This is a genomic window from Acinetobacter sp. YH12227 (genome assembly GCF_013417785.1).
Taxonomy (GTDB): domain Bacteria; phylum Pseudomonadota; class Gammaproteobacteria; order Pseudomonadales; family Moraxellaceae; genus Acinetobacter; species Acinetobacter gandensis.
The window spans coordinates 1-13,903 of record NZ_VPDH01000080.1 but is presented as its reverse complement, the minus strand read 5'-3'; the positions used below and the strand labels follow the sequence as shown (position 1 = coordinate 13,903).

The following is a 13,903-nucleotide window of genomic DNA, read 5'->3' as shown; positions in this document are numbered from 1 at the left end:
CAAACGAACAAATAGAGCAGATAGAATTTGCACTCAACCATCGTCCTAGAAAAACACTAGGTTGGTATACACCGAGTGAAGTTATGGCTGGTTTTTATACTGTTGCACTTGCCGCTTGAATCCGCCTTCAAATTCGTTTTAAAGCTGCGGTCATTATTTCAATGCTGATCAGCTTGATTATGTACATTGGCGTCTATTTTGCCGTGTCTAAAGACTTACATCAGCTACAAATCTTTGCGCTGATTTATAACCCAGTCTTGATGTTCAGCTTATATATCAGCTGGAATTCGACCCAGAAATCACGCATTGTGTTTTTACATAATAAGTTAGATCAGTTAAACCGCGAAGCACTCGACATCATGGCACATACGGATGTGTTGACTAGGCTCAATAACCGCCGTCAATTTATGCAATTGGCCAATTACCACATTCATAGCCAAAATGAATTACAGCACCCTACCGCCTTGCTTATTTTTGATGTAGATCGGTTTAAAACTATTAATGATCAATTTGGGCATTTTGTCGGTGATTTTGTCTTACAGCAAATTGCTGATACCTGCCGTCACGTGTTACGTAGCCAAGATATTCTTGCCCGTTTTGGAGGTGAAGAATTTATTATTCTTTTACCCAATACCAACCTGCATCAAGCGATAGAAATCGCAGAAAGACTTCGTAAGTCAATTGAAAATTCTGGTGTGAAACTTGAAACGCAGCAAGAACTTAAGTTTACCGTATCAATTGGAATCGCAGAGTTTAATGCCAAAAATCGCGATTTACATCACGTCATACAACTTGCAGATAAGGCACTTTATCAAGCAAAAAACATGGGACGCAATGCAATATCAACTTATAAAACAGCATCTTAATAAACAATTTGTAACACTATGAATCTCTGTTTTTTATCAACAAGTCTAAAAATACCCAATTTCAGGTAGATCAATTTTTAACCATCCTATCCATACTACGGCTAAGCCCAATATGATTGGAGAAGGATCATGTCTGTAGATGTACGAATGAGTTCCCGGACTGATTCGTCTGTGCAGGGAAAAAATAAAAATCAGACACATATGCTGAAATTATCGGAATGTGACCTAGCAAATCGTGCTGTGATTGAAGACGCACTTGCTGATCCCTATGCACGTATCCCTTTACAGTTTAGAGCGTATTTTCTAAAGCATCAGTATGCGCATCAGTTGCCCTACTTACGTCAGGTCAACTACATTGCCCAGATTACTTTCCTGCTGTATTTTTTTGCCGATATTTTTATTATTCCAGACATGATGTTTTGGTCAGGCTTATCGCGTGTAGCCATGATCATTGTCGCGCTCATTGTTAGCTTTTATTTATTTAAATATAAAAAAGACATTCGCATGTTAGACATGATTTTACCTGTGGGTACGGTCTGTTGTACGGCTATTTGGATTGGTCTACTACTCTTTTCAAATAGTCCTTTTGTTACTTCTTATATTTATGGCGCGGCTATTTTTATCTTGGTTGCCAACGTCTGCGTACAAACTCAGTTTAAGCCAGCGCTGTATTGCTCTGCACTCATCACGACCTTTGTTTATGTGGCAGTTACCCAACTTTTGGCTTGGCAGCAGGCCCTGATCTTTGTCGTTGTCTCTATTCCAGTATGGATGATCAGCATTCACATGAGTTGGAATAATACTTTGAATGCGCGTCGTCATTTTTTACGCACATTATTAGACGACTGGAATATGCATACGTTGAAAAACTTAGCGCATACCGATGAATTGACTCAACTATATAACCGGCGCCAGTTTGTACAAATGGCAGAGCATCGTATTCATGAGTGGCCGACCCCAGCCAGCACCTGTTTATTGATGTTTGATGTCGATCATTTTAAGAAAATAAATGATAGCTATGGTCATGATGTTGGCGATCAAGTCTTAAAATTAATTGCTGAAACAACACGTAAAGAAATGCGTCATAAAGATGTTCTTGCCCGCTTTGGTGGTGAAGAATTTATTGCATTGTTGTCGGAAACACAAATTCAGGATGCCATGATCATTGCTGAGCGAATTCGCTTAAGTATTCAGCATCAGTTTTTGCATGACCGCGCCGATCACCGTATTCAATTTACGGTTTCTATTGGGGTATCACAGTTAAAGTCACATACACAAAATTTATCTGAATTGATTAAACAAGCTGATATTGCGCTTTACCGTGCTAAAGAAAATGGACGTAACCGTGTTGAACGTTATGACCCAACAATGAAGCCTGAACGTAAAACCACAAGGGCATGGAAATCGTTTACACATAAAACCAGTGGTGATGCAAAACTTGAAAATCAAAATGATCTATCGTGGTCGATTGTATATAAATGATCTTTATAGAAATAAAAAAGGACGCCAAAGCGTCCTTTTTTATTGAAATATTCAGGCTACCCTGAATAGCCTCAAGCGTAGCTCTTGGCGTAATTTAGGCAAGAAATGTTGTTTCTTGAAAGCCCTCACTGCCGCGAGCGTAGCTCTTGGCGTAATTTAGGCAAGAAGCTTCGCTTCTTGAAATCCCTAAATTACTCCCATTCAATTGTTGCAGGTGGTTTAGACGATACGTCATAAACAACACGAGAAACTTCAGCAATTTCATTCATGATACGTGTCGAGATTTTGTCGACTAAATCGTATGGAAGGTGAGCGAAACGTGCTGTCATGAAGTCAACTGTTTCAACTGCACGTAGAGCGATAACCCATGCATAACGACGGCCATCACCAACGACACCAACAGATTTAACAGGTTGGAATACAGCAAATGCTTGCGCAGTTTTGTCATACCAACCGCTTGCGCGAAGTTCTTGCATAAAGATGTCATCAGCAAGACGAAGAATATCAGCATATTCTTTTTTCACTTCACCCAAAATACGAACACCAAGACCTGGGCCTGGGAATGGGTGACGGTAAAGCATTTCATAAGGAAGACCTAAAGTCGTACCTAAACGGCGTACTTCATCTTTGAACAAATCACGGATTGGCTCAACCAATTCAAATGCTAAATCTTCTGGTAAACCACCCACGTTGTGGTGAGATTTAATCACGTGTGCTTTACCATTTTTGGTTGCAGCAGATTCAATTACGTCTGGGTAAATCGTACCTTGAGCAAGGAAGTTTACGCCATCAAGCTTACGTGCTTCTTCAGCGAATACTTCGATGAACTCACGACCGATGATTTTACGCTTTTTCTCAGGATCAACTTCACCTGCAAGTGCAGTCAAGAAACGATCTTCAGCATCAGCACGAATCACACGGATACCCATGTTTTTCGCAAACATGTCCATCACTTGCTCGCCTTCGTTCAAACGAAGTAAACCGTTATCTACGAATACGCAAGTCAATTGGTCGCCAATCGCACGGTGAAGTAATGCAGCAACTACAGATGAATCCACACCACCTGAAAGACCAAGTAGAACTTTTTGATCACCAATTTGCTCACGTAATTGTTCAACACGTAAGTCGATAATGTTTTCAGAGTTCCAAAGGTTACGGCAACCACAGATACCGTGTACGAAGTTAGATAATAACTCAGCACCTTTCGCTGTATGCGTTACTTCTGGATGGAACTGGATACCGTAGAAACGACGTGCTTCATCAGAAACCATTGCAAATGGGCAGCTTGGCGTGCTTGCAGTCACTTGGAAACCTTCCGGAATCGCAGTTACTTTGTCACCGTGGCTCATCCACACTTTGAGTTGGTTTGCTGTATCTTCAAGATCGCCAATCAATTTGTCACGAACTTGAATGTCTACTTCTGCATAACCAAATTCATGTACATCACCTGGCTCTACTTTACCGCCAAGTTGTTCTGACATGGTTTGTAGACCATAGCAAATACCAAGTACTGGCACGCCTAAGTTGAATACAACTTCAGGAGCACGTGGACTACCCGCTTCATAAACACTTTCTGGACCACCTGAAAGGATAATCCCGTTTGGGTTAAATGCACGAATGTCTTCTTCTGACATATCAAATGCGTACATTTCTGAATAAACACCAGCTTCACGTACACGACGTGCAATAAGCTGACTATATTGAGAACCGAAATCCAAAATAAGGATACGGTCTTCAGTAATTTGGGTATTGGTAGTCATGGCAAACAACTATGCAGGCAACGAATATAAGCGCCATATTCTATCATTTTTCTTAGGCTTTCGCACACTATTCGGACAGGGTCAAAAATAGTGCATCAATGGATAAAAAAACGATATATGTACGCTTCAAAAATCAGCATTTTAAAAGGCAAAAAAGCGACCACTGGCCGCTTTTTTTTATGACGCAATTTATTTTTCAATCACATGATCCAGACTGAATTTGCCAGCACCGTGCAACATTAAGAAAAATAAACCACCTGTCATGGCTAAGTTTTTCATAAAGTTAATACCATCCTCAGCGCTGCCATGGAAAAGAAATGCAGTAATTAAACTAAAGACCGCTAAACCCAATGCTGCAAATCGAGCTTGAAAGCCAAATAACAAGGCTAAGCCACCACCTAATTCAACCAAAATGGTCATCGGCAACAAGGCAGCAGGCACCCCCATAGACTCCATATATCCCGCTGTCGCTTGGTATGAGGTCACTTTACCCCAACCCGCCACAATAAAAATGTATGCCATCAATACGCGGGCAATGAGACTCATCACTGCATTGAACTGTGTGTTTTGACTTAAATTTTTTACCACTACATTTGGATTTAACATGTTCAGACCTAATTTGAATATTGTTCAGAAGATGTGCACAGCTTAGGTCGTTTACTATTCGCTTTAAATATAGTTTTTTAATACCCATCATTCTATTTATGCAACGAAGTCTCGGCAAATTATTTACGTTTTAATACTGACTTTAAAGGCACAGGCTGATAGCATCTGAGCACTATTTCACGTACGAAAGACTCATGGAACTGATTGATTTTATATTACATGTTGATGACCATTTGCTCGAATTTGTTCGTAATTATGGCGTTTGGATTTATGCAATTCTGTTCCTGATTATTTTTGTCGAAACTGGCCTTGTAGTCATGCCTTTTCTACCGGGCGATAGTTTACTTTTTGCTGCGGGCGCCTTAGCTGCCTCTACCGGAGCAATGGACCCTTGGGCACTCATTGCCTTGTTATTTATAGCCGCCGTTTTAGGCGATACGCTGAACTATCATATTGGTAAATATATTGGCCCACGTGTCTTTGAACTTGATTCCCGCTTTATTAACCGCCAACATTTAGTCAACACACAAAAGTTTTTTGAAAAGCATGGTGGTAAAACCATTATCTTTGCGCGTTTTGTACCTTTTGCACGTACCTTTGCACCTTTTGTTGCTGGCGCAGGTAGCATGAATTATAAATATTTCATTACCTTTAATATGATCGGTGCCATTTGCTGGGTAGGTTCGTTTATTACCCTTGGTTATTTATTTGGCAACATGCCGATTGTAAAAGACAATTTCACCCATCTTATTTTTGGCATCATTATTATCAGTGTCTTACCGGGAATTATTGGTTATATTCGCTCAAAATTAAAGAAATAAGCTTAATTTTTTCGCATTAAAGTTTAAGCAAAAAAGCGAAAGACCACCGGAAACATACACAAGATGAGCATCAAGGCCGATCCTTTATACAAAAGGTCGGCCTTAATTTTTTGGTTTTGACCCGATAAAATTGCGCGGCCAAATGACATCCAGAACAATGCGACTGGCAGTAAAACCAATGCAAACACAGCAAACACCATCACAAAGTTCAGTGGGCTGTTCCACGTTTCGAGTGGAAAAATGCCCGCTGCAAATAAAATTGCTTTGGGATTTTTAAGGGAAGTCAAAAACAATTCACGTGGCTGAATCGATGGATGTTTTTGATTATGCTGCTGTAAATGTGCTGACTTCCATAGATGAAAAGCCAACCAAAGAACATAAACAATACTGAGAAAATGTAAGATATGAATAAGGTTCGGCCATACTGGTGCCGATAAATGAATGATCAATGCCCAAATATTAATCGCATAAAAATATCCCATTAATTCCGCTGGAACCAACACGATGGTTTTTGCCATTCCCTGTTGATGGGCAGAGCTTGCAAGTAATGCATTTGACGGACCTGGGGTCATTAAAACCGCCATCATCGCCAATACAAAAAGCCAACTCTCAATCATATAAACCTATTCAAATACTGCAAAGCGCACACCTTAGCCGAAATAGATTCTTAAAAACAAGTACGCCACAGGTCACATCTATTTATCTTTATAGAAAAGAAAATGCTGAACAAAGCTTTGAATATTTTTCATTTCAAAACAAACTTATGCTGAATAATTAATATTTTTTAATAACTTATAATTCTTTAAATATGACAGTTTAATGACTTTCTTTGAGCATAAAAAAAGCCAGCTTACCTTTGGTCAGCTGACAAATTTTATTACACTTTTCTCATGCTCAAATTGCAAAAACGCGCAAATTGATCCTTTAAGATTTTGCAGCAGTGGCCGTATTGGTTCTCACAATAATTGGGCAACCTTTAAATTTTGCAGCTTGCACAATGGCTTCTTGTTCACCTAAAACACGTGAAAGTTCAGTACGTTTGGTATTTGACGATTGTCCCATATTGACCGAAATACTTGGGCCAATCCCCCAACCACCACGGCTACCCCAACCACCCCCAAGACCAACACCGACGCCTACACCCGTACGTTTAGGCGTTTCGACGCCATTTTCAATATATTGATGAATACGGTTATATTCGCTTTGCAGCTGTTGGCAGCTCAATGACTGATATTGCGTCGGCGAAACATAAGCCGGTTTTGGCGTACTTGCACATGCCGTCAACAACACAGTAGTTACAGCAAGCAAACCTAATTGAAGCGCTTTCATAAAATTCTCGATACTACTTTTGCTCAATTTCATTGAACAATGATTGATAGGCCTGCGTCAATTTATGATCTGCAGCTAAATGGATTAACGGTTGATTTTTATGATGAGATTCTTTCATTAATACTGATGGCGGCAGCATACTTTCTAATACGGGTAAACCCTCATCTTTCAACTGCTGTACCACTTCACGTGGTAATTTTGCCTGCGCCTGATACTGATTCACCACAATGCCTTCAATTTCTAAATGATCGTTATGATCATCTTGAGTTTCCAAAACATTTTCAATCAAGGTTTGTAATGCACGTTTAGAAAATACATCACAATCGAATGGAATCAGTACACGATCAGCAGCAATTAATGCAGACAAGGTAAAAAAGTTAAATGCCGGTGGCGTATCAATAAACACGCGATCATATTGACCTTTCAACTGTTGCAAGGCATCACGCAATTTATAAATTTTATGTTTAGATTCTAAAGCATGTGCCAACGCACCCAAATTTGGGCTAGCAGGAATCACATCTAAATTTTTAAACGGTGATTGATGCACATAGCTTTCTAGACCTTTGGTACGATTTTTTAAAATCGAGCCAATAGCATTGCTTAATAAACCTTTGCTTTGCTGCGAACCCAATACTTCATCAAAATAATTTTCGATATTTGGCTCTAAGGCAGGTTTATCTGCTGAATAAGTCGCATCATCGCCAAGTAAATACTGACTCGAATTGGCTTGTGGATCGAGATCGATGACCAAAGTTTTTAGACCTTGATGTGCACTGATTGCAGCCAAATTCACGGTAATACTCGACTTACCTACCCCACCTTTTTGATTAAACACCACACGTGTGCGCATTCAAAACCCTCTGATCTTTTATAATTTTGTACTCAGGCCATGAGTTCGGCCATGTGGATCTGCTTTTTTAAACTATCCAAAAACTGGTTTGATTATAACCAATGTAATAATAGAAATAAGCGCAACTGCTGCAATAAATAAGCCAGCGCGCCGTTGTACTAACATTGCATTGTCATCTTTTTTATAGGCTTTCGACAATGATGATAACAACACCAAGAACAATACCACTTTGGCATAAAACCACGGCTGGACATCAAAGTTCTTCATGTACAGTAAAACAAGACCTGTTAAAGCAATCAAAGTCATTGAGCCATGTTGCAATGCAACAAATAACTTGCGCCCTGCGGGGTTAGGTAAATTGCCTTGCGTCCCTTTAAATAAGGTAAATGCACGAATCAAAATTGCGAAACAACCCAATGCAACGCCGCACATATGAATGATTTTAATCAGTAATTGAGTTTCCATGCCGCACCTTATGATGATTTTGGTGCATGCGCACATTCAGGGCTTGGTGTTGCTTGACCTTTCCACTCTTCTGGAACAAATGCATGAATGGCAAGCGCGTGAATTTTACCAGGACTCAATAGATCACCAGCCGCAGCATAAACTTTCTGATGGCGCTGTACCAATCGCAAGCCTGCAAAAACCTCACTCACAATGACGGCTTTGAAATGCGATTCTTTACCTGGAAAATAGCCACCATGACCAGCAGATTCATTCACCACTTCAAGATGTGTTGGCGCTAACGTTTGTAAGCGCTCAATTAATTGTTGTTCCAAACTCAAAAGGGTTCTCCAACATGTATACCTAATATTGGCTTTAGTATAGCCTGTTATTGATAGTGTTCTTATATCTTGACAAGCTTAAAACGCAGTTGGTTCAGCCAAAAAAGTTTATTTCATTAGAAAAATCAAAAAATGAGCTTAATTTTAATCAAATTGTTTTTATTTTATGCAAACGATACAGCATTCTTCATAAAGTTATTGACCTGAAAAATGCTTAATGTATTATACGTGGCTATGCGGGAATAGCTCAGTTGGTAGAGCATAACCTTGCCAAGGTTGGGGTCGGGAGTTCGAGTCTCCTTTCCCGCTCAAAATTTTTTCATTCAGTTTTTTATTTAAAAAATTGGATAGACTCCGCGGGAATAGCTCAGTTGGTAGAGCATAACCTTGCCAAGGTTGGGGTCGGGAGTTCGAGTCTCCTTTCCCGCTCCAAAATTTTTTCATTCGGTTTTTTATTTAAAAAATTGGATAGACTCCGCGGGAATAGCTCAGTTGGTAGAGCATAACCTTGCCAAGGTTGGGGTCGGGAGTTCGAGTCTCCTTTCCCGCTCCAAATTCAAAAAGCCCTCATCGAAAGATGGGGGTTTTTTTATTGTTGATTTAATTGATATTTATTCATCTAATTAGAATTATTTACTAAAGCCTACTTATAAATTTTACTGCCCAGCTCTATATTCAGTGCCCACAATGTGACCATTATGTGCCACACCGTATATAAATCACTTTAAATGACCTCAAACGCTACTCACTTACATACAATTTTAGACTGTTTAGATTTAAAATCGAGGCCTAAAAAATCGAATCCCCCCCAAAAAAAAATTTGAACTTATTTCTTAAGTTTGTGACCAATCACTTTTCTAAAGTGACCATCGGTGACCAAAATTTTTACCTAAAAAAGCTCATTTTTAGATATTCGTCTAAGTTTTAAATAAATCAATTCAAATTATCTAGATAAATTTTAACGATCGTTCAAATTTCATATCTACTTTGTGACCAATCAAGATTTCAAAGTGACCATCGGTGACCAAACTACTCTTCACTGGACTGATTATTAATATTTTTTTTAAAAATCAATAAATCTCCAACCTCTACCTCTAGTGCTGTGCAAATCTTATCAATTGTCTCAAAATCAATTCTTACAGACTCATCATTATAAAGTTTATGTAAAGTAGATTTATTAATTCCAGTGCTTCTAACCAGATCAGCAACTTTTAGTTTTCTTTCTGCCAACAAAACTGCCAAGTTTGAAATAATCATAAAATTTCCTAGTTAGATAATAAAAAGTACTTGCAAAGACATAAAAATATGATAATTTACGTTTTAGGGATAATTTTTCCTATTTAACTAGTAAAAAATCAGAGGCTTTTATTATGTCATATACCTATCTTACAGCCCAACAGCTGGCTGAAAAAATTCAGTACGACGCTCGTACTATTCGCAATCAACTTAAAGATAGCGTCTTCATTGAAGGTGTTCACTATATTCGTCCTTTTGGTGGACGCAAGATTCTCTTTGTCTGGGAGCGTATCGAAAAGGAAATGCTGAAATTTACAGGTTTAAGCATGGATGCTCTTCAATAATTGACTATAGAGGAACTATGAATATGGCTAGCATCCGCGAACGAAATGGAAGACTCATTGCTGACTTCCGTTATATGGGTATTCGATGCAGAGAAACAACGAGCCTTGAAGATAACGCATACAACCGAAGAGTACTAAAGAAGCGTCTAGAACAACTGGAAGCGGAAATCACTTTAGGTACTTTTGAATATGAAAAATATTTTCCTAAAAGTAAAAAAATTGATGACTTCAAAGAAAAACGTAGTCAACAAATTGCAGTACAAACACAAGTGCCACTTTTCAAAGATTTTACAGCTTTGTGGTTTAAACAGAAACAAATTGAATGGAGAGGTTCTTATCAACAAAAAGTAGCGATTGTCATTAAAAATTACTTGTTACCTGCTTTTGGTAATCTTGTTTTAACAAAAATTAAGAAGTCAGACTTGCTGAACTTCCGTGCCTCTCTCGCCAAAGTGACACACGGAAAAAATCAAACAAGTCTGAAAGCATCTAGGATTAATCAAATCATGACGCCTTTACGTATGATACTGAATGATGCGGCTGAACGATACGAGTTTGAGTCGCCTTATAAAAATATTAACAATCTGAAAGAAAGTAAAATTGAAGTCACACCTTTTTCTCTGGAGGATGTACATAAAATTATCACCACGGTACGTGATGACTTTAAACCTTATTACACCATCCGCTTTTTTACGGGCATGCGTACTAGTGAAATTGATGGCCTTCAATGGAAGAACATTGACTTACCACGCCGTGAAATTCATATCAGAGAAGCGTTAGTAAATGGGGAACTTGGTGGAACCAAAACTTATGGTTCTGACCGTACCATACAAATGAGTGATCGGGTTTATCAGGCCTTTCTACAACAGAAAAGCTTAAATAATGGTAAATCCAGTTTTGTCTTCTGTAATCGTGATGGTGGGCCTCTCGATTATCGCTTGGTAAGCAAGCGTGTCTGGCATCCCCTGTTACGCTTTTTAGGGCTAAAGCCCCGTCGTGCTTATCAAACACGCCATACAGCAGCAACACTCTGGCTGTCGGCAGGCGAGAACCCGGAGTGGATCGCACGCCAGCTGGGACATTCAACCACTGAAATGCTGTTTCGGGTCTATAGCCGTTACATCCCCAATGTTACACGTCGCGATGGCAGTGCTTTTGAAGCCATGCTAGAAAAACTCAATACAGAGGAGCTTGCACATGAATAGTAAGGCTTTCTTTGGTGGTGTGGTCGTCAGCCCAGAAGCAGATATGGTCGCTCGTGAATTAATCTATGAGCTACAAATTCCCAAACTGCACAATCTGGCCTTTTTGCTGAAAGTTAACAAATGTTTCGATGACCATCAGGCGTTGAGACTTTGGCTACAGCGAATGCTAGATGATGGACAAGCCCATTACGATGATTTAGCCCAACAAGCCCGTATCCGGTTAATAAATCTAGCTCCCTGATCTAATAAATATACAAGGTCATCAAATTGATGACCTTAGCCCCTTATACCCATAAAAAGGTAAACCCATGCATAAAGATATTTCAATTTGGATGCCACTTTATATTGGCGACTTACAGGCAAAATTCGCACGAATGACTGTAGAACAAATCGGTGCAACACTGCTGTTAATGATGGATTTCTGGAAAAATGGTGCCATTCCTCATGACCTAGCGACTGTATGTAGCATCACAAAATTATCGCAACATACCAAAGCTAAAACTTTATTGAATACGCTGTTGGCCCTTGAATTGTTTGAAGTCGAATCTGAGCAGATTCATTCAAATTTTTTAACCAGTTTAAAAAGCCAGGCATTGCAAAATCAGCAAATGAAATCTGATAAAGCTAAAAATGCAGCTCAAGCACGTTGGGGGAAATCCGCAAGTAATGCTCAAGCATCAACTAAGCAACAAAAAGTAAATGCTCAAGCAGGTCCTGAGAAGAGCTCGAGTATTACTCAAGTTATACTTGAATCATGCCCTTCATCTTCATCTTCATCTTCATCTTCATCTTCATCTTCATCTTCAAATTTTGAAGAAAAAAATGAGAGTTTTTTAGAAAATTCAAAATGGATTTAGGAGATCAGCCATGAATACCATCCTTAAAACACTCCAGTTTCGCGCAGAAACAACGGAAATACTTTGCCCTGCCCATCATATACCCATGATAGAAATTGCAGGTCACAGGCTCTGTAAATTGTGTGCCAAAGAAACCGCCCATCACTCACATGCGGCTTATGAGAATGAACTGCAACAGCGATTACTACAGCAGAAAATTAAAAATTCAGGACTCAATAAACGCTACCTGGATCGTGGCTTCAAGAATTATGTAGTTGCATGTACTGCACAAGACAATGCCATCAAACTATGTCAGGCTTTTGCACAGCAGATTATTTCTGACCACAACCCGAACATGTTGATGATTGGTACACCGGGTACAGGCAAAACCCACCTGAGTGCATCAATCATTCGCAACATTCTGCATAACAGTACAAAATCTGCACGCTACTATACCAGTGCAGAAATTGCTCAAAAAATGATGGATACCTGGTCTGATCCTTCACGTTCTGAGAAGGAAGTTATCGACCATTTCTCCAGTTTTGATTTATTAGTGATTGATGAATATGGCCTGCATGACCGGCATGAAAAACGTCTAGAAATGGTACATAAGGTTTTATATAGCCGTTATGACAGTATGAAGTCGACTCTACTAATTTCCAATTTCACAGTCCAAAATATGCAGCGGGATTTAGGTATCCGATTATGGTCACGATTACATGAAAACAATTTGATTGTAGTACCGTGTTATTGGGATGATCGACGAATAATCGGATAGCCAAACTCTTTGCTCAAGCCAATTATCTTCCGAGATAATTGGCTTTTTATTACAAGAATTACTTACAGAATATCTCGCTTCCATAAGTATAACTGAAAATAATACTTCTAAGCTGCCTATGCGGCAGTGAACATCAACATTTAAAAACTTAGCAATAGCTGGTACTTCTAAGCTGCCTATGCGGCAGTGAACTGATGTGTTTGGGTGTGAATGCACATAGGCTTCTTCTAAGCTGCCTATGCGGCAGTGAACTTGCTCTGCAACTGCTTTAACTTCAGTCACAACTTCTAAGCTGCCTATGCGGCAGTGAACACATTAAAAAAGCACCCGAAGGTGCTGTTAGTCTTCTAAGCTGCCTATGCGGCAGTGAACTTTATACATCACTCTCAACATGGCCCGCCTATCTTCTAAGCTGCCTATGCGGCAGTGAACAAACAGAACCCCACTCAATATGCATTATTGGTCTTCTAAGCTGCCTATGCGGCAGTGAACCTAGAGACCGTCCGAAAGGGCGGTTTTTTTATCTTCTAAGCTGCCTATGCGGCAGTGAACAAAGGAGCTTGTTATGCATGAATCATTTGAAACTTCTAAGCTGCCTATGCGGCAGTGAACATCCAGAAGCAAAGCCACCGACTTCACCCAATCTTCTAAGCTGCCTATGCGGCAGTGAACTGCGGATGCGCAAATGATTGAGCAGCATAAATCTTCTAAGCTGCCTATGCGGCAGTGAACATAGGCGTTCCATATATCGGAGTTTTTTAATTCTTCTAAGCTGCCTATGCGGCAGTGAACTGGTATGCGAAACTAATGCCGATCTTTCCACACTTCTAAGCTGCCTATGCGGCAGTGAACCATTAATGCTCGTATTAATTTAATTTACTCTGTACACGACAAATTTCATAGGATCCTTGTCCTATCAGGCTTTTTCTTTCTTAAAATTGCTAGCACTTTCTTAAATTCTTCTTTTTTTCCAAAACCAATCAAACGTAGAATAGCCATTTGAAC

General features: G+C 39.5%; 16 protein-coding genes, 3 tRNA genes, 1 pseudogene and 1 CRISPR repeat array. Of the genes and pseudogenes, 12 read left to right on the top strand and 8 right to left on the bottom strand.

The features are described from left to right. From FTV09_RS14800 to FTV09_RS14790, 3 genes and pseudogenes are all read left to right on the top strand, one after another. Positions 1-119, top strand: a pseudogene (locus tag FTV09_RS14800) (IS30 family transposase); the annotation flags it as partial. A gap of 60 nt (positions 120-179) precedes the next feature. Next, positions 180-866, top strand: coding sequence for a GGDEF domain-containing protein (locus tag FTV09_RS14795; RefSeq protein WP_257222908.1), 687 nt, complete (start codon positions 180-182; stop codon positions 864-866). A 129-nt stretch (positions 867-995) separates the two neighbouring features. Continuing rightward, on the top strand, positions 996-2,348 hold the full coding sequence (locus tag FTV09_RS14790; RefSeq protein ID WP_180058751.1) for a GGDEF domain-containing protein: 1,353 nt from the start codon (positions 996-998) through the stop codon (positions 2,346-2,348). A 191-nt stretch (positions 2,349-2,539) separates the two neighbouring features. On the opposite strand, the gene guaA is transcribed toward FTV09_RS14790, so the two are convergent. Further along, on the bottom strand, positions 2,540-4,108 hold the full coding sequence (gene guaA / locus FTV09_RS14785; protein WP_180058750.1) for a glutamine-hydrolyzing GMP synthase: 1,569 nt from the start codon (positions 4,106-4,108) through the stop codon (positions 2,540-2,542). A gap of 189 nt (positions 4,109-4,297) precedes the next feature. Next, positions 4,298-4,714 carry a DoxX family protein gene (locus FTV09_RS14780; RefSeq protein ID WP_180058749.1) on the bottom strand — a complete coding sequence of 139 codons (417 nt, stop codon included), beginning with the start codon at positions 4,712-4,714 and terminating at the stop codon, positions 4,298-4,300. 194 nt (positions 4,715-4,908) lie between these two features. On the opposite strand from FTV09_RS14780, the gene FTV09_RS14775 reads away from it, so the two are divergent. Beyond that, positions 4,909-5,535, top strand: coding sequence for a DedA family protein (locus tag FTV09_RS14775; protein ID WP_180058748.1), 627 nt, complete (start codon positions 4,909-4,911; stop codon positions 5,533-5,535). A 23-nt stretch (positions 5,536-5,558) separates the two neighbouring features. Here FTV09_RS14775 and FTV09_RS14770 read toward each other — a convergent pair whose 3' ends face one another. The 5 genes from FTV09_RS14770 to FTV09_RS14750 all read right to left on the bottom strand — a co-directional run bounded on the left by FTV09_RS14770 (position 5,559) and on the right by FTV09_RS14750 (position 8,499). Continuing rightward, the gene (locus FTV09_RS14770; RefSeq protein ID WP_067765547.1) at positions 5,559-6,152 is read right to left on the bottom strand and encodes a LysE family translocator; all 594 of its coding nucleotides are present in this window, start codon (positions 6,150-6,152) and stop codon (positions 5,559-5,561) included. A 307-nt stretch (positions 6,153-6,459) separates the two neighbouring features. Then, positions 6,460-6,864 carry a hypothetical protein gene (locus FTV09_RS14765; protein WP_067765550.1) on the bottom strand — a complete coding sequence of 135 codons (405 nt, stop codon included), beginning with the start codon at positions 6,862-6,864 and terminating at the stop codon, positions 6,460-6,462. Positions 6,865-6,877: 13 nt separating this feature from the next. Continuing rightward, positions 6,878-7,714, bottom strand: coding sequence for a ParA family protein (locus FTV09_RS14760; RefSeq protein ID WP_180058747.1), 837 nt, complete (start codon positions 7,712-7,714; stop codon positions 6,878-6,880). A gap of 72 nt (positions 7,715-7,786) precedes the next feature. After that, on the bottom strand, positions 7,787-8,179 hold the full coding sequence (locus FTV09_RS14755) for a SirB2 family protein (RefSeq protein ID WP_067765556.1): 393 nt from the start codon (positions 8,177-8,179) through the stop codon (positions 7,787-7,789). Positions 8,180-8,187: 8 nt separating this feature from the next. Further along, the gene (locus FTV09_RS14750; RefSeq protein WP_067765559.1) at positions 8,188-8,499 is read right to left on the bottom strand and encodes a BolA family transcriptional regulator; all 312 of its coding nucleotides are present in this window, start codon (positions 8,497-8,499) and stop codon (positions 8,188-8,190) included. A gap of 236 nt (positions 8,500-8,735) precedes the next feature. Here FTV09_RS14750 and FTV09_RS14745 point away from each other — a divergent pair. From FTV09_RS14745 to FTV09_RS14735, 3 genes are all read left to right on the top strand, one after another. Beyond that, positions 8,736-8,808: transfer RNA gene (locus FTV09_RS14745), tRNA-Gly, on the top strand. A gap of 47 nt (positions 8,809-8,855) precedes the next feature. Then, positions 8,856-8,931, top strand: a tRNA-Gly gene (locus tag FTV09_RS14740). Between the two features lie 45 nt (positions 8,932-8,976). After that, positions 8,977-9,052: transfer RNA gene (locus tag FTV09_RS14735), tRNA-Gly, on the top strand. Positions 9,053-9,528: 476 nt separating this feature from the next. On the opposite strand, the gene FTV09_RS14730 is transcribed toward FTV09_RS14735, so the two are convergent. Next, complete coding sequence (locus tag FTV09_RS14730) at positions 9,529-9,756, bottom strand: helix-turn-helix transcriptional regulator (RefSeq protein ID WP_005401914.1); 228 nt, start codon at positions 9,754-9,756, stop codon at positions 9,529-9,531. A gap of 113 nt (positions 9,757-9,869) precedes the next feature. Here FTV09_RS14730 and FTV09_RS14725 point away from each other — a divergent pair, with 113 nt between their 5' ends. The 5 genes from FTV09_RS14725 to FTV09_RS14705 all read left to right on the top strand — a co-directional run bounded on the left by FTV09_RS14725 (position 9,870) and on the right by FTV09_RS14705 (position 12,898). Then, the gene (locus FTV09_RS14725) at positions 9,870-10,079 is read left to right on the top strand and encodes a hypothetical protein (RefSeq protein WP_005401915.1); all 210 of its coding nucleotides are present in this window, start codon (positions 9,870-9,872) and stop codon (positions 10,077-10,079) included. A gap of 23 nt (positions 10,080-10,102) precedes the next feature. Beyond that, the gene (locus tag FTV09_RS14720) at positions 10,103-11,284 is read left to right on the top strand and encodes an Arm DNA-binding domain-containing protein (protein ID WP_039890980.1); all 1,182 of its coding nucleotides are present in this window, start codon (positions 10,103-10,105) and stop codon (positions 11,282-11,284) included. Beyond that, entirely contained in the window at positions 11,277-11,525 is a 249-nt protein-coding gene (locus FTV09_RS14715) for a hypothetical protein (RefSeq protein ID WP_114836484.1), read from the top strand. The genes FTV09_RS14720 and FTV09_RS14715 overlap by 8 nt, the downstream gene beginning before the upstream one ends. A gap of 67 nt (positions 11,526-11,592) precedes the next feature. Then, on the top strand, positions 11,593-12,141 hold the full coding sequence (locus FTV09_RS14710; RefSeq protein WP_180058746.1) for a DUF1376 domain-containing protein: 549 nt from the start codon (positions 11,593-11,595) through the stop codon (positions 12,139-12,141). Positions 12,142-12,151: 10 nt separating this feature from the next. Continuing rightward, on the top strand, positions 12,152-12,898 hold the full coding sequence (locus FTV09_RS14705) for an ATP-binding protein (protein WP_180058745.1): 747 nt from the start codon (positions 12,152-12,154) through the stop codon (positions 12,896-12,898). A gap of 104 nt (positions 12,899-13,002) precedes the next feature. Beyond that, positions 13,003-13,750: direct repeats of the CRISPR family, unit length 28 nt; unit sequence CTTCTAAGCTGCCTATGCGGCAGTGAAC. Between the last annotated feature and the right edge of the window lie 153 nt (positions 13,751-13,903).

Excerpts from the sequence above, each read along its gene's own strand:
- FTV09_RS14780 (WP_180058749.1), bottom strand. The coding sequence starts at position 4,714 with ATGTTAAATCCAAATGTAGTGGTAAAAAATTTAAGTCAAAACACACAG.
- FTV09_RS14715 (WP_114836484.1), top strand. The coding sequence starts at position 11,277 with ATGAATAGTAAGGCTTTCTTTGGTGGTGTGGTCGTCAGCCCAGAAGCA.
- FTV09_RS14795 (WP_257222908.1), top strand. The coding sequence starts at position 180 with ATGTACATTGGCGTCTATTTTGCCGTGTCTAAAGACTTACATCAGCTA.
- FTV09_RS14710 (WP_180058746.1), top strand. The coding sequence starts at position 11,593 with ATGCATAAAGATATTTCAATTTGGATGCCACTTTATATTGGCGACTTA.
- FTV09_RS14725 (WP_005401915.1), top strand. The coding sequence starts at position 9,870 with ATGTCATATACCTATCTTACAGCCCAACAGCTGGCTGAAAAAATTCAG.
- FTV09_RS14720 (WP_039890980.1), top strand. The coding sequence starts at position 10,103 with ATGGCTAGCATCCGCGAACGAAATGGAAGACTCATTGCTGACTTCCGT.
- FTV09_RS14705 (WP_180058745.1), top strand. The coding sequence starts at position 12,152 with ATGAATACCATCCTTAAAACACTCCAGTTTCGCGCAGAAACAACGGAA.
- FTV09_RS14730 (WP_005401914.1), bottom strand. The coding sequence starts at position 9,756 with ATGATTATTTCAAACTTGGCAGTTTTGTTGGCAGAAAGAAAACTAAAA.
- FTV09_RS14790 (WP_180058751.1), top strand. The coding sequence starts at position 996 with ATGTCTGTAGATGTACGAATGAGTTCCCGGACTGATTCGTCTGTGCAG.
- FTV09_RS14770 (WP_067765547.1), bottom strand. The coding sequence starts at position 6,152 with ATGATTGAGAGTTGGCTTTTTGTATTGGCGATGATGGCGGTTTTAATG.
- guaA (WP_180058750.1), bottom strand. The coding sequence starts at position 4,108 with ATGACTACCAATACCCAAATTACTGAAGACCGTATCCTTATTTTGGAT.
- FTV09_RS14765 (WP_067765550.1), bottom strand. The coding sequence starts at position 6,864 with ATGAAAGCGCTTCAATTAGGTTTGCTTGCTGTAACTACTGTGTTGTTG.
- FTV09_RS14755 (WP_067765556.1), bottom strand. The coding sequence starts at position 8,179 with ATGGAAACTCAATTACTGATTAAAATCATTCATATGTGCGGCGTTGCA.
- FTV09_RS14775 (WP_180058748.1), top strand. The coding sequence starts at position 4,909 with ATGGAACTGATTGATTTTATATTACATGTTGATGACCATTTGCTCGAA.
- FTV09_RS14760 (WP_180058747.1), bottom strand. The coding sequence starts at position 7,714 with ATGCGCACACGTGTGGTGTTTAATCAAAAAGGTGGGGTAGGTAAGTCG.